12 protein-coding genes are annotated in these 15,460 nt (G+C 39.4%); 3 read left to right on the top strand and 9 right to left on the bottom strand.

The genetic code is table 11. The annotated features are described in order from the left end of the window. Nucleotides 1-19 precede the first annotated feature (19 nt). The gene (locus BLS32_RS00575) at nt 20-1,168 is read left to right on the top strand and encodes an 8-amino-7-oxononanoate synthase (RefSeq protein WP_091392308.1); all 1,149 of its coding nucleotides are present in this window, start codon (nt 20-22) and stop codon (nt 1,166-1,168) included. On the opposite strand, the gene BLS32_RS00580 is transcribed toward BLS32_RS00575, so the two are convergent. After that, entirely contained in the window at nt 1,165-2,034 is an 870-nt protein-coding gene (locus BLS32_RS00580) for a diacylglycerol/lipid kinase family protein (protein ID WP_091391377.1), read from the bottom strand. The genes BLS32_RS00575 and BLS32_RS00580 overlap by 4 nt on opposite strands. 74 nt (nt 2,035-2,108) lie before the next feature. Between BLS32_RS00580 and BLS32_RS00585 the strand changes: the two genes are divergently transcribed. After that, the gene (locus BLS32_RS00585) at nt 2,109-3,077 is read left to right on the top strand and encodes an App1 family protein (RefSeq protein ID WP_091391378.1); all 969 of its coding nucleotides are present in this window, start codon (nt 2,109-2,111) and stop codon (nt 3,075-3,077) included. A 135-nt stretch (nt 3,078-3,212) separates the two neighbouring features. Here BLS32_RS00585 and BLS32_RS00590 read toward each other — a convergent pair whose 3' ends face one another. Next, the gene (locus BLS32_RS00590; protein WP_091391379.1) at nt 3,213-5,129 is read right to left on the bottom strand and encodes an ABC transporter ATP-binding protein; all 1,917 of its coding nucleotides are present in this window, start codon (nt 5,127-5,129) and stop codon (nt 3,213-3,215) included. 76 nt (nt 5,130-5,205) lie between these two features. Here BLS32_RS00590 and BLS32_RS00595 point away from each other — a divergent pair, with 76 nt between their 5' ends. Further along, nucleotides 5,206-5,586: a DUF983 domain-containing protein gene (locus tag BLS32_RS00595; RefSeq protein ID WP_091391380.1), complete on the top strand. Its 381-nt coding sequence runs from the start codon at nt 5,206-5,208 to the stop codon at nt 5,584-5,586. On the opposite strand, the gene BLS32_RS00600 is transcribed toward BLS32_RS00595, so the two are convergent. From BLS32_RS00600 to topA, 7 genes are all read right to left on the bottom strand, one after another. After that, nucleotides 5,587-6,633 carry an NAD(P)/FAD-dependent oxidoreductase gene (locus BLS32_RS00600; RefSeq protein WP_091392311.1) on the bottom strand — a complete coding sequence of 349 codons (1,047 nt, stop codon included), beginning with the start codon at nt 6,631-6,633 and terminating at the stop codon, nt 5,587-5,589. Nucleotides 6,634-6,694: 61 nt separating this feature from the next. Continuing rightward, nucleotides 6,695-7,681 carry a type IX secretion system ring subunit PorN/GldN gene (porN, locus tag BLS32_RS00605; protein WP_091391381.1) on the bottom strand — a complete coding sequence of 329 codons (987 nt, stop codon included), beginning with the start codon at nt 7,679-7,681 and terminating at the stop codon, nt 6,695-6,697. Between the two features lie 51 nt (nt 7,682-7,732). Further along, complete coding sequence (gene porM, locus BLS32_RS00610; protein ID WP_091391382.1) at nt 7,733-9,274, bottom strand: type IX secretion system motor protein PorM/GldM; 1,542 nt, start codon at nt 9,272-9,274, stop codon at nt 7,733-7,735. A gap of 48 nt (nt 9,275-9,322) precedes the next feature. Then, complete coding sequence (gene porL, locus BLS32_RS00615; RefSeq protein WP_091391383.1) at nt 9,323-9,961, bottom strand: type IX secretion system motor protein PorL/GldL; 639 nt, start codon at nt 9,959-9,961, stop codon at nt 9,323-9,325. Between the two features lie 57 nt (nt 9,962-10,018). Then, nucleotides 10,019-11,425, bottom strand: a complete 1,407-nt coding sequence (gene porK, locus BLS32_RS00620; RefSeq protein ID WP_091392313.1) for a T9SS ring complex lipoprotein PorK/GldK — start codon at nt 11,423-11,425, stop codon at nt 10,019-10,021. Between the two features lie 274 nt (nt 11,426-11,699). Next, nucleotides 11,700-12,848 (bottom strand): formimidoylglutamase, encoded by a 1,149-nt coding sequence (locus BLS32_RS00625; RefSeq protein WP_091391384.1) that lies wholly within the window; start codon nt 12,846-12,848, stop codon nt 11,700-11,702. A gap of 3 nt (nt 12,849-12,851) precedes the next feature. Then, complete coding sequence (gene topA, locus BLS32_RS00630) at nt 12,852-15,371, bottom strand: type I DNA topoisomerase (protein ID WP_091391385.1); 2,520 nt, start codon at nt 15,369-15,371, stop codon at nt 12,852-12,854. Nucleotides 15,372-15,460 lie beyond the last annotated feature (89 nt).

The following is a 15,460-nucleotide window of genomic DNA, read 5'->3' on the forward strand; positions in this document are numbered from 1 at the left end:
TTTCAACTTTCGAAATCGTTTGAACACTTCACTTTCTTATCAGATCTATGATTCTGCCTCACAGCTTCCGTCCGAATGGGATTCGATTTCCGATACCGTTTTTCTGCAACGCGCTTATCTCGAATTGCTTGAAAAATCAGCTCCAGAAAATATGAAGTCCTTTTTTATCGGTTTATTTGCCGATGAAAAACTTTCTGGAGTTGCGCTTTCACAATTCATAAATTTGAAAACAGTCGAATCTTTTGGCGATCGCGACCAATGTTTCAAAACTAAAATCCGGAATTTGGTTTTTAAGAATTTCAGTTCGAATGTGCTGTTCATTGGAAACAATATGCTTACCGGGCAAAATGCTTTTGCTTTTTCTGATGCTATTTCGGAATCCGAAGGTTTGCATTTGCTGCACAACGCTGCCGCAGAAATTAAAAAAACCGTCCATACAAAATGCTCAAAAGTGCATTTGATGGTTTGGAAAGATTTTACATCGGAACAGATTTCAAAATGCAATACTGCCGAATTTGATGCTTTTTATAAATTTTCGACCCAGCCGAATATGGTTTTTGATATCCGGAAAAGCTGGTTTTCATTCGATAATTACATCGAAGACCTACAGAAAAAATACCGCGACCAATACAAACGTGCCCGAAAAAAAGCCGATGGAATTGCGAAACGAAAATTGTCGTTGGAAGAAATCAAACATTATAATCTTGTGATCAATCAGTTGTATTTGACGGTTTCGCAAAATGCAGCTTTCAACACATTCTATCTACCGGAAAATCATTTCGTCGAATTCAAAAAACTGCTCGGCGACAAATTTTTATTTTACGGTTATTTTGATGAAGGCAAATTAATCGGATTTAACACGCTGATTAAAAACGGCTGCGACATCGATACGTATTTTTTGGGTTATGATGAAACTTGCCAACGCGAGAAAATGCTGTACCTGAACATGCTTTATGACATGATCGCTTATTCTGTCAATAAAGGCTATTCGCGGATTATTTTTGCACGAACGGCTTTGGAAATCAAGAGTTCTGTTGGCGCCAAACCTGTAGAAATGTTTGGATTTATCAAACACAGCAATCCGGTTTTGAACTTTTTTATGGCGCGCTTTTTCAAATATTTCGAACCTCAAACGATCTGGAACGAGCGCAGTCCATTTAAAAATTAAGGAATCGCAACTTTCATTTGTCCGGGTAAAATATAAATATCAAGTTCCTTTTCCTGTCCGATGTATTCGCCGTCAATCTGGAAACTTACGGCGTTTTCTAGCGAAATTTTGGCTTTGTCAGTCGAGATAATTTCTACATCATCCGTATCGGCCGGCATATTCCCTGTGATTATTTTTCCAAAAACCAATAAGTCAAGGTTTTTAAGGATTACGATTTCGAATTTTCCGTCATTCATTACGCCTGTTGGATTGATCGTTACTCCGGTTCCGTATTTCTGTGAATTCGCGATGACGATCATGCGCGCGACGCATTCGGTCGTTTTATTGTTCGCAACAATTGTTGCTGTAAATGGTTCTTCCTGTTCGGACAACGTTGTAATCGCCTGTAAAGCATAGCCGATCATGCCGCGCGTCGAGCTGTTTTCATAGTTTTTGACCAATTGTGCGTTGAGTCCGAGATCGCTTAAATGCAGGCTTTTTTTGCCGTTGATGCAAATCATGTCCATTTCCATGTAATTGTTGTGAAAAGCGATTTTGAGATTTTCCTCGAGAGCATCGGGCAAGTTTAAATCGACTGACAAACCGTTTGCAGATCCGGCCGGTAAAATCCCGATAATAACATCGTAGTGTTCTAGCGCTTCGGCAACTTCTTTAATGGTTCCGTCACCGCCGGCAACCAGGATCCTTTCGGGTTTGTGTTGTTCGTATAATGCTTTTATTTTTGGAATATCGCCGTTTCCAATGGTTTCATACAGAATAAATTCGAGGTTTTCTTTTTCGGCGAAAGCCTGCGCGGCTTCGGTATAAGCCACTTTATCGACATCTCCCGAAATGGGATTCACAACCATAATTACCGTCTTTTTCACTTTTTAGCTTCTTTTATTGGTTAAATTTAGGTAAATTACATCTGACAAAATCCTATTAAAAGCATAAAAATTTCATGAAGCCAATTTTAAAATTATACCGCGGTTATGCCAATGAAGGAGAATTGATCGTGATGGGCCATGTTTTTCGCCCGACGACAAAAGAAGAATATGATTTTCAGAAAACCCGGTTTAAAAATGCGCGTTCGGTGATTCGGATGTTTCGGATCAAAACCCAGAAAAATGCCGATGTATATCTGGATTTAAATGGCGGGAAAATCCACACTAAAACTTTAGATGACGGTTATTTTAAATTTTGCCTTCCATTGGACAAAGAAACCGGTTATGGCTGGATGGATTATTATGTGAGTATTTTTCACGATGGCGAGGAAATTACAGAAAAAGGCAGTTTCATTCGGCCGCACGAAGGAAATTTGGGGTTTATTTCGGATATTGATGATACGTTTTTAGTATCGCATACGCGGAACCCGTTTAAGAAAATATTCATTTTGTTGTTTCGAAATGTGAATTCCAGGAAAGTTTTTGAGGGCGTGGTTCCACATTACCAAGCTTTAAGTACGGCAGGACGAAACAATAAAGAAGAGCAAAATGCTTTTTTCTATGTATCGAGCAGCGAATGGAATTTGTATCGGTTTATTGTTGATTTTACTAAACTCCATGATTTGCCCAGAGCGGTTTTGTTGTTGAAAGACATCAAAACCAGCCTGCTCGATTTGTTCATTACCGGCCGCGGCGATCACAACCACAAGTTTGAAAAGATAAAGCACATTCTGGAATTTTACCCGAACTTAAAATATACTTTGCTTGGGGACGATTCGCAGCACGATCCGTTTTTGTATGAAAACATTTGCAAGATTTTCCCGGTGAATGTGAAATCGGTTTACATCAGGCAGACCGGGCATCATAAAAAAGAAAAAGCGGTCGCTGCTTTAAAAAACATGGAAGACATGAATGTTGCGACTTGTTATTTTACTGATAGTAATGAAGCGATTGCCCATTCGAAACGAATTGGGCTGATTTCTTGACCAAATGTAAATTGACACATGTAAACCCTAGCCCTGATAGCAGCGTAAATCCTTTTTGAGATTTTCCGCCGAAAAAAGATTGCAGCGAATAGCAGGTTCCCGGCTCCTAATCGTTAGACTTTTGACATTGACCGTTCAACTAACAGCATTGTCAATTTCCTCCTGAACGAGTTCCCATTCGAGCAGGAATTGGTCTAATTCGGCTTTTTTCTTGTTGTAGGCTTTAAAGAAATTCGCGTCTTCGATGTGTTTGTTGTAGTTTGAAGCGAGCATTTTATCGTCGTTCTGGATGTCGCGTTCCAATTGTTTGATCTGGCTTTCGACTTTGCTGAGTTTATTCTGGAGCGCCTTGCCTTTCTTTTGGTCTTCGTAGGACAATTTGCTTGCATTCTCCTTTGGCGTTTCTTTTTTGATCGCGTCTTTCTTTTCGACTTCACGCATGTTTTCAAGGTTGCGCTGCTCTAAGAAATAGTTAATATCGCCGAGGTATTCCTTGATTTTCTGGTCTTTGAATTCGTAAACGAGATTCGACATGCCTTGAAGGAAATCCCTGTCATGGGAAACAAGCAATAACGTTCCTTCGTATTTCTGGAGCGCGGCTTTGAGTACGTTTTTGGATTTAATGTCTAAGTGATTCGTCGGCTCATCCATAACAAGTACGTTGATCGGCTGTAAAAGCAATTTACAAAGTGCCAGACGGTTTCTTTCGCCACCAGAAAGGACCTTTACCTTTTTTTCGACATCATCGCCTCTGAAAAGGAATGAACCCAACATATCGCGTACTTTTGATCGATTGGTATCTGTTGCGGCATCTTCCATCGTACGAAGCAGCGTGATTTCCCCGTCGAGATATTCGGCCTGGTTTTGGGCAAAATATCCGATTTGGACGTTGTGTCCGAGTTTGATAGTTCCCTGATATTCGAATTCGTTGACAATGGCTTTGATGAATGTTGATTTTCCCTGGCCATTTTGTCCGACGAAAGCAATCTTGCTTCCGCGTTCGACCAATAGTGAAATGTCTTTTAAGATCGTTTTATCGCCGTAGCTTTTGGTGACGTGATCGGCTTCGACCACAACGCGGCCCGGAACTTTTGAAACCGGAAACGAAATATTCATGACCGAATTGTCGTCTTCATCCACTTCAATGCGTTCTACTTTGTCCAGTTTTTTGATTAGCGATTGTGCCATCGAAGCTTTTGAAGCTTTGGCGCGAAATTTTTCAATGAGCTTTTCAGTTTCCTCAATTTTCTTTTGCTGGTTTTTTTGTGTAGCCAATTGCTTTTCGCGGATTTCGTGGCGCAACTCTAAATATTGGGAATATGGTTTATTAAAGTCGTAAGCTTTTCCGAGTGAAATTTCGATTGTTCGGTTTGTGACATTGTCCAGAAACATCTTATCGTGTGAAACGATTACGACTACGCCTGGATAATTTCTCAAAAAGTTCTCGAGCCAGATGATCGATTCAATATCGAGGTGATTCGTTGGCTCATCAAGCAACAGTACGTCATTGGCTTGTAAAAGCAATTTGGCGAGTTCGATACGCATACGCCAACCTCCGGAGAAAGTTTCGGTTTGGTTGTTAAATACGTCGCGTTTGAAACCAAGTCCGAGAAGGATTTTTTCGGTATCTCCAACGTAATTGTAGCCGCCGAGCAATTCAAAACGGTGTGTATAATCTGAAAGGTCTTCTATAATTTTGCTGTATTCTTCGCTTTCATAATCGGTTCTCGTGACCAATTGGTGGTTGATTTCTTCGAGTTTCTTTTCGACTTCTTTGATGTCGGTAAAAGCCTGATACGCTTCTTCAAGAACGGTTCGGCCTTGTTCAAAATCGATATCCTGACGTAAAAATCCAATGCGAATTTCTTTTTCAGCAGCAATGCTTCCCGAATCCGGAGCGAAATCTTTTGCAAGAATCTTGAGCATTGTTGATTTTCCGGCACCGTTTTTTCCGACAAGGCCAACACGGTCGCCAGCTCCAAGACGGAAAGTTACTTCTTCGAACAAAAAAGTTCCGCCAAACGAAACCGATAAATTATGGATATTAAGCATTTATTATAAGAGTATCTGTGATTGTATTTGTAAATTTGAACCGGACTGAAATTCGTCAGTTTTAATTTTTTTGCAAATGTTAAAAAAAGGATCCAAACTATATAGCATTTTAACAGGAACTTGTCCTAAATGCCAGAATGAGAGTATGTATATTGACCAAAATCCGCTGCATTTGTCGAAAGTCTTAAAAATGCACGACCATTGCAGCCATTGCGGATTGAAATACATGATCGAGCCATCGTTTTTTTACGGTGCGATGTATGTCAGTTACGGATTGAATGTCGCGATCGGAATTGCTGCATTTATTGTTTCCTTTGCGATTTTTGATTTGGGAATGAAAGGTTCATTTCTGGTTATTTTCGCCAGTCTGATTGTTCTGATGCCATTTGTGTTGCGGCTTTCGAGAAACATTTACATCAATATGTTTGTTTCATACGAAGGAAACGTGCCAAAATAATTACTTCTTTTTATCAAATCTTTTGATGTCGTTTTCGCGGTCGATTGGTGTTCCAAATTCAATATGGTCGAATAATACTTTTGCCATAAATGGGCCGAGCATGACGCCACGTGTTCCGAGTCCGTTGAAAATATGGATGTTTGAATAAACGGCATGTGTACCTAATAATGGACGTCGGTCTTTAACCGTTGGCCGAACGCCTGCAAGATGCTCGATGATTTCAAAATTACAGTTGAGGATTTCGGAGATTTTTTCGATGAGTTCGGCTTTTCCAGCTTCGGTGGTTTGGTTGGTTTTATCTTCCCAATTGTAAGTTGCGCCAACTTTGAAGAGGTCATTTCCGAGCGGAAGTATAAACACATTGGTATTCAAGATCACATCCAAATTCAAATTTGGCGCTTTGATAATAAACAATTCGCCTTTTGTTCCGTCAAGCGGAAGATGTTTGAAAAATGGGTTTGCGTGCAATCCAAAACCTTCGGCAAATACAATGTGTTTTGCATGAATATTTTTATATCGGACAAAATCAGGGTTGGATTCTAACAAATCGTAGTCGAATACTTCTTCGACAAGCTGATTTTTGTCTTTTAAATACTTTTGATAGGATTGAAGCAACTGGGCTGTTTCAACATAACCGGTTTGCAAAACTTCCCCATATCCGAAAGGAGAATCAATCCCGGAATATTTTGTATGGATCAACTTTGTAGAAAGAAAAGGAGACAATCCAGGTTTGTCTGAAGCGGTGAACCAATTATTTTGTTCTTCAACAGAGAAAAATTTTCTTAGAACCGGCAATCTGAAATTCAGTTTTAAATCCAATTTCGATTCGACTTCATCATAGAATTCCTGCAATACGAGCAATTGCTCTTGCGCTTGCTGGAGTTTGCTAAACCGTTTTAAAATCACAGGATTGTATAAACCGCCAGCAATGGTTGAAGAGTTTTGAGAATGGTTATCGAAAACCAAAATCGTCTTGCCGCTATTTAGTGCAGTTTCTGCGAAAGCGATACCTGCAAGTCCAGACCCAACAATAATATAGTCAATCATGGTGTAAAAATAAAAAACTCCCGCCAAAGACGGGAGTTTATAATATGTTTAAAAAAGAAATTTAGTAATTCCACATATCTTGTTCGAAATCACGGATTTTATCTTTAACCCTTTCTGATTCCAAAAGCTGCATTTGAGAATTTTCTTTCATGTAATCGGCGATTTCTCTATCTCCGTAAACATTCTCTTCTTTATAAATTGTACCATTAAATCTTCGTGCATTCAACAAGTGGTCGAATGACGTTGGCATGGCTGAATTTCTGTCGTTAAACGCATTGTTCTCATGCAGGATTTCCCTAATTGATGGGAAATAGACCCAGAACAATTCAATGTAATCCGGATTTTCAGCACCGATTTCCCTTGCTTCAGGCGCAATAGGGCAAATTCCCAAAAGCCTGTACTTCAATTCACTCTGACGTTTGTCAAAATACCAGTATCCTTTGATTTTATAATCTGAGATATCCTGGGCAGTCAACTCTTTTTTATTGATGTATTGTGGATCTAAAGTTTTTCCAACTGGTGTAGAAGCGGGAGTCGATGATATTACTACTCCTTTTTTATTCTTCTTTACTGAAGCTGGTCTTGCTTTAGGAAAATAAGCATCATAGTTGGCATTGATTTCTTCTTTACCTGCATCCGTAGTATCTACGTAAGTAAAAGATGAAGTCATGTCTTTAAAAGTTTTTTTCGTGTTGAAATAACTATCCGAATATACTTCTGTGATCCTACCTGTTTTGATTCCTTTAAGCAACACATCAAACAAAGACCTTCTATCCCTTCCGATATTTGCCGTATCAATAGGATAATACAAAGGAAAGTTGATTCTTTCATCCAAATCGACAATCTCCCAAGTGGTTTTCCCCATCAGTACATCCCTGTCATGAACGTAACCATAAGGTAATGGTTTGTCATTGTCAGAAATAAGCTGGGCTGCCGTTTTCTTTCCGATTTCTTCCGGCGTTTTTGCGTTGAGCAAATTGGATTGCGCGAAAGAAGCAGAACTTCCGATGGCAAATGCGATAACGATTAAAAAATTTCTATACTTCATCTTTGTATAATTCTAAGTTGTTTAAGTAGGTTAACGGTCTAACTTAAATTATTATTGTATTTCGTAAATAACAGAAGCTGTTCTTGACAATAAAATTGAAGAACCTTCCAATTTAGTCTTGATATCAGAGATAATGATCTGATCACCTCTACCTGCTCTTGCAAGTGCTGCTTTACATTGTGCATTCACTCTGTCTCCGCTCACGATTACCGTAGCTTGTCCAGGAACTTTAAAGCTGAATCCTGTTACGTTCAATTTTACTTCGAAATCAAAATCAAGCATTTTTGCAGAAACCTGAGATACTTCAAGACGTGATTTAGCACCTTTTACGCTGCCCACTTCACCTCCGATAGCACCAGCCGGAGCCGGGATACTTTTGATCCTGAATACTTTTTTATCAGCAACTGATTTTCCATCAGGAAGTTTGGCATTTACGTTAATTACCAATTCACTACCTTGACCTGGGCTCACATTGTATTTTCCTGGCTTACCAGCTTTGCTCATTCCAGGAGCAGAAGCATTTACGTTGTTGTCAGAAACTCCTGCAAATGAGATCGTGATTGGATTCACAACACCACGGTAAACCACATTCATTTTATCTGCAGAAATCGTAGCTGAATTTGGTCTTGGAACAACTACATACTTTCCTTCAAATTTCAAAGGAACCGGTTTGTTGTCTTCCATAAAGGTAAAGTTACCATTGATTGATTGTTCACCAACAGCACCTGCAGTCATAGAGATTACAGCCTGTCCGTTTACAATTTTACCTGGACCCTGGAAAGATGTTGGTTTGGTGTTTTCGTCATAACGACCTAAAACTACTTTACCTGTAACCGTTTCTCCTTGGAAGTACGCATTTTTATCCAATACTACCAAAGCAGTATAATTTTTCATCGAAGATGCATCTACAGCCGCTTTTCCTAACAAATTATTGTAAGCATCACCTTCTGCTTTTTGGATGTCATTTTGCCAAGCTGTTAATTTTGCAAGTGATGCAATTGCTGGAAAATGCTCGAAGTGATAGTTCAAATACCTTTTGGTCACACCTTCACGGTCTTTGATGTCAGCAGTATTGAATTTAGCTTCAATTTCTTTAATTACAGGAACCAGTTTTGGATTGTTCCCTGCTGCAGCTTTCATATCAGCTACATATTTGTTCATTGCATTAACGATTGATGTCCCTTTAGCAGAATAATTGTCTCCTGCAAACCAAGTTTCGTCAATGTGCGGTCCTTTATCCATTGCTTCGTAAGGAAGCTTTCCTGTTTTAGGATCAAGTTCTACACCATTAGTTGCATCCTTTTTCAAATTGTCTACGAAATCGTAAAAAGTTTTTGAGATCGCAGCAATTTTGTCTGAAGCTGCTTTTGCTTCTCCAAACAAACCTGCATTCTCAGCCCCTTTTTGATCAATCGAAGCCAACAATTGTTTGTTGTTATCGATAGACGCTTTATTCGCTGATTCAAATTTTTCATTCATCAAGCCAAAAGCAGACAATACTTCTTTTGACATATTAAGAGCCAACATCGCGATGAAAACCAGGTACATCAGGTTGATCATCTTCTGTCTAGGGGTTAATTTTCCTCCTGCCATTTTTTCTAATTAGTTAGTTAAGTTATATTATTAAAAATAGTCAGAAAATTATCCTCTGTTGTTACCCATTGCAGAAAGCATACCTCCGTAAACATTGTTCAATGAAGACAAGTTCGAAGTTAAAGATTGCATTTGATCTTTTAATTTTAAATTGTTTTCAGCAACTTCATTGTTGATTTGTGCGTTTCTTGAAGCGCTTTCCAATTGGATTTTGTAAAGTCCGTTCAATGATTCCATTTGAGCCGCTGCTGTAGTCATTTCTTCAGCATATTTTCTTGTTGAAGCAATAGAATCTACTGTAGGAGCTATGTTTTTTGCTGCACCTTCGAAGTTCTTGATGCTGTTTCCTAAACTCGCCATCAATTCTCCGTCAATTTTAGCTTCTTTCAAAAGGTTGTCTAGTTTTTGTGACAATAAACCTTGTGCATCTTTTGGATCTTCTTTTTTAGCTTCTTTCTTTTTAGCATCTCCTCCTGCTAATTCCGGGTAAACCAATGACCAGTCCAATTCATTATCAACTGGGTCGAATGCAGACAAACCAAAGATTAACGCCTCAGTTACAAGACCGATAATCAATAATGGACCTGCTCCAGGATAGTGCTGAATTTTGAAAAGCGCACCGATGATTACTACTGCCGCTCCCATACCGTAAGCGAAATTCATTACTTTTTTGCTTAAAAATGCCATAATAAAATAATTTTTTTAGTTAGTTAAGTTAAATTCAAATATAAAATTGGTTAATTTTTATCTTTTTGGTGCATTACCTGTGGTGATAGTACCCATATAATCCTGTACAGTTCTAAAACCGATGTAACTTCTTGCAGTGTCTGCGTATTCGAAATCACGTGTACTTACTTGCAAGAAATAAGCAACATCTTTCCATGAACCGCCACGAACTACTTTACGCATATTCTTTTGATCCGGGACGTTTGGATTCATTGTAGAAACGAATTCGTAAGAAGCAGGATCATAAGACGAATCCGTCCATTCTGCAACGTTACCTGCCATATTATACAAGTTGTATCCATTTGGCTCAAATGATTTTGCTTCTACAGTATATAAAGACTGGTCGGCAGCATAATCACCTCTGTTAGGCTTGAAGTTCGCAAGGAAACATCCCCTGTCATTCTTCGTATAAGGACCACCCCAAGGATAAGCTCCTGATTCCAATCCGCCACGCGCAGAATATTCCCACTCAGCCTCTGTAGGCAACCTGAAAGAGTTGATCAAATCCCTTCCTTTTTTCTTTTTAATGTAAGAGTTTTTATACAAGGTTCTCCATGCACAAAATGCTTTCGCCTGTTTCCAGTTCACACCAACTACAGGGTAATTTCCGTAAGCCTGGTGCCACAAATAATCATTATGCATCGGCTCGTTGTATGAGTAAGCAAAATCCTTGATCCAAACCGTAGTATCCGGATAAACCTGAACCTGCTCTGTTTTGATAAAGTCTTTTCTCTTTCCTTTTTTAGCTTTGGCCGCAGCCTGAATGTCCATCCAGGAATAACGGAATTTCAATTTCGTTACATCAACAGTTCTCAAACCATTATATGATTCTGCTACAGGAATGTACATACTATCCATAACCTCTGTATAATATTCATCAGGATATTTGGCTGTATCCGTAATCAATTTTACTTTTTTGTTGATTTTTCTACCTGCATAAGCATCGTCGTCTGTACCCACACTATAGTAGTTCTCATACATGTATTTGTCGTATGGAGTCATTTTTGCAGGATCGGCATCATTAAATGCAAAATCAGCAATACTGCCTGCATTTTTCTTGCCTTTTCCGTCACCGCCAGCCGTTCCGCCGCCGCCAACTTCGTCCGCAAGTATTGCCAAACGAACCCTCATGGTAGAATCTTTAACCCATCCTACAAACTGAAGGTATTCACTGTTTGTAATTTCAGTTTCGTCCATATAAAAAGAACGTACTGTAACTGTTTTAGTAGGCGCGTCCTGCACATTGGCCAAATCATCATCAGATTTACCCATAATAAACGAACCACCTGGCACCAATGTCATCCCGTAAGGCTTCTCCGGATGCCACTTCTTTCCTTTTACTCCAACGAGTTCACCTTTGTCGCTAGACCCGCCACAGCCAACCAACAGCGCCGAAATTACTGTAAATGCAATGAATTTCTTCATATAAATTTGGGTTATGTATGTATTCATATTTAAAGGGCGTAAACCTATTTATTATTTTTCAAAAAAGCAATTATATTATTGTAAAATTTATTTCACAGATCAAAAATAAACTTAAAATATCGTAAAAAAAAATATTTTATCGATAAAGTGCATAATTTGTCGATAAAATACTTAAATCATTGGTATTTGAAAGAAAAATACTATTAATCATTCTAAATTTTTTAATTTTAAGCTTCATTTCTAAAACTGATTCAAAATTGGATTTTTTCGATTTTTAGATAACATTCTTTCGTTGCGCTTTCCACCATCTTTCTGGCATTTCATGATTGCAGGCAGCCAAATACTCGTCATAAGAACATGGTAATAACGTACTTTTTTTGAGTTTATTACTCGATGCTGAAATAAACGGAATCTCAATCCACCAACGATCCGTTTTGTTGCTTTTATAGAAAATCAACTCCTCGTCTTCCATGGGGATAATGTACTTCAGATAGTTTTCTTTGCTCCCGTATGGATACTCATTTGAACGGTAATGAAACCCTTCTATAAAATACCACATAATCTGCGCAATTAACTGACTCTCCTGTTTTGTGGAATTGTGATTGAAAATACCAAAAAGCGATACTTTATCACTAATTCCGGCATATCGCGATAAAGAACAAATCTCTTTTCCGTTAAAACCGTTAGGTGTAAAAGTAACAAAATTTCCTGAGTCGGATGACTTTACCGACGTTAAATCAACGCAAACGATATCAGCGTCGCGCAAAACAGGCTCAGAAATCGATATATTGTTGGATACATCCCCCAAACGATAGGCGTCAAAGAACAATTTTTCGATTAAATCGATCTCTTCCTGCGAATTATAGTAGGTCTGATAACCAATGTTTGAATAATTAAACAAATTGTTTGGCTCGTCAACAATGATTTTTGTCAGATAAGACGTCGCCGAAATCCCTGAATCATCTTTACCGAAATCAAAACGGCTGTCAATAGCGACAAGGTTTACCATTTGCTCCAACGTATCAAAAGCGCGGTATAAAGCATAAGTCAGATCCTGTGATCCGCCAATAACAATCGGGATAATGCCTGATTTCAACAATTTTGCAATGACTTTGTGTGTTGCAAAATAAGTGTCTTCAAGTGAACTTCCAGACAATATATCACCAAGGTCAGCAATCGAAACATGCCAGTTTCCCGGATATAATGAATAAAATGCTTTTCTGATTTCCGTCAGATTAACCTCAGCATCGTTTCCGGAACCGCGGTTTTCCAGAACGCCGATTATCGCGATCTTGACCTGATTCATATCAGGAAAATTCTTATCAGAATGAAAAACGACTTTGCTTCCCAAATGCTGTGAAGACAAATCTTTTACAAAATCAATAATCTCTGATTCTACCGGTGCCAGAAAATCAAATTCCATTTCTTATTTCTTTTTTACGGTTGCTGGTTTCTTTTTCGCTGTAGTTTTAGCGGCTGGCTTTTTAGCAGCTACTTTCTTTGCCGGCGTTTTCTTCGCGATCATTTCTTTAACTTCTTCCAACGTTAATTTGGCCGCGTCAACATCTTTGCTGAGTTCGATCTTGATCTTTCCTTTAGTAATCACCGATCTTCCCCAACGCGCTTTCTCCACCAAAATGCCTTCATCTTCCCAATTGTGCAGCACTTTGTCTATGTTTTTTTGGAGTTTGTCTTCGATCAATTCTTCAATATCGGATTGCGATAAGCTATCAAAATTGTATTTTTTGCTGACGTTGATAAATACAGCGTTCCATTTGATAAACGGCCCAAAACGGCCTACGCCTTTCTGAACGGGTTCATTTTTATAATGGGCGATCGGCGCGTCGGCTTTTGCTTTTTCGTCGATCAGCTCCTGTGCTCTTACTAAAGTTACGTCCAAAGGTTCTTCACCTTTCGGAAGCGAAATAAACGCCGTTCCAAAACGAATGTACGGGCCAAATCTTCCAATGCTAACCTCAACTTCTTCGCCTTGATACGTTCCCAAATTTTTCGGAAGCAAAAATAAATTCAATGCTTCTTCCAAAGTAATATTTCCAATATTTTGTTCCGGACGCAAACTTGCAAAGATCTTATCTTCATCGTCCGGCTCACCAATTTGTGCCATCGGGCCGAATTTACCTAAACGAACGCTGACTTGCCTTCCGGTTTTAGGGTCTTTTCCTAAAATCCGTTCCCCGCTTTCGCGCTCGGCGTTGGCTTCAACTTCTTTTACGTTCGGATGAAAATGGCTGTAAAATTCCTGCATCATGTGCGCCCAGTTCACATTTCCTTCGGCAATTTCGTCAAAATCCTGCTCCACTTTTGCGGTAAAATTGTAGTCTAATATATTTTCAAAATTCTTTACAAGGAAATCGGTTACGATGGTTCCGATATCTGTTGGCACCAATTTTCCTTTATCCGATCCTGTATTTTCTTTCAATATTTTTTCGTCAAGTTTCCCCGATTTTAAAGTCAGCTGCGTATAATTGCGCTCCTGCCCTTCCAAGTTTCCTTTCTCAACATAATTCCTGTTGATGATCGTAGAAATCGTCGGTGCATAAGTTGACGGACGCCCAATTCCAAGTTCTTCGAGCTTCTTAACCAATGCCGCTTCGGTATATCTTGCCGACGGACGCGAATATCTTTCCGTCGCCGTAATGTAATGGTTTTGCAATTTCTCGCTGACTTTCATCGCCGGAAGCATGCCTTCCTGTTCTTCTTCCTCGTCGTCGTGGCCTTCAAGATATACTTTTAAGAAACCTTCAAAAAGCAATACTTCTCCAGTTGCAGTAAACAATTCATTGTGGTTATTGGCCTGGATTTTCACGTTCGTACGTTCCAATTCAGCGTCGCTCATTTGCGAAGCCAAAGTTCTTTTCCAGATCAGGTCGTACAAACGCGCCTGATCGCGGTCGATATTCACTGTATGCCTTGACATATCCGTCGGACGGATCGCTTCGTGCGCTTCCTGTGCGCCTTTGCTTTTGGTTGTAAATGTTCTGGGTTTCGAAAATTCCTTTCCGTAAGAATGGATGATTTCTGCCTGGGCCGCATTCATTGCTTCGCCAGACAAATTCACGCTGTCGGTTCTCATGTAAGTAATGAGTCCGGCTTCGTATAAACGCTGGGCCAATTGCATCGTAATTCCAACGGGAAGATACAATTTACGCGCGGCTTCCTGTTGCAAAGTCGAAGTAGTAAACGGTGCCGCAGGTGATTTTTTGGTCGGTTTTGTTTCAAGGTCCGATACCTTATATATAGAACCGATATTTTTCTGAAGAAAATCTTCGGCTTCTTTTTTCGTACTGAAATTCTTTGGAAGTTTGGCTTTGAAGGTTTTACCGGCTTCGTTCGCAAATTCGGCAACAACCGAATAAGAAGCAACGGCATTAAAATTCTGGATTTCGCGTTCTCTTTCGACAATCAAACGCACCGAAACAGATTGCACGCGTCCGGCTGACAATCCGCCTTTGATTTTTCTCCACAACACCGGCGACAATTCGTAACCCACCAAACGGTCTAAAACACGCCTCGCCTGTTGCGCATTGACTAAATTGTAATTGATTTCCCTTGGATTGTCGATCGCTTTTAAAATTGCGCTTTTGGTAATTTCATGAAAAACGATCCTTTTGGTTTTGGCTTTATCCAATTTTAATTCTTCCGCCAAGTGCCACGAAATGGCTTCTCCTTCGCGGTCCTCATCACTTGCGAGCCAAACCATATCGGCATTTTTTGCAAGGGTTTTGAGTTTGCTGACCAATGCTTTTTTGTCGGGTGAAACTTCATATTTGGGCTTGAAGCCGTTTTCGACATCGACCCCAATTTCCTTCGACGGAAGATCGGCGATATGCCCATAACTGGACTCGACCTGATAATCACTTCCGAGGAATTTCTCTATAGTTTTTGCCTTTGCAGGCGACTCGACGATCACTAAATTCTTTGCCATAACCCTTTTTGTTTGGCGCAAAAGTATGTGATTTTTTTAAATATTGTTTTTTTTTATTTTTATCGGATGGAATTTTGGGTTTGAAAACA

Origin of the sequence: Flavobacterium noncentrifugens, from assembly GCF_900100375.1 — a bacterium.
Lineage (GTDB): Bacteria > Bacteroidota > Bacteroidia > Flavobacteriales > Flavobacteriaceae > Flavobacterium > Flavobacterium noncentrifugens.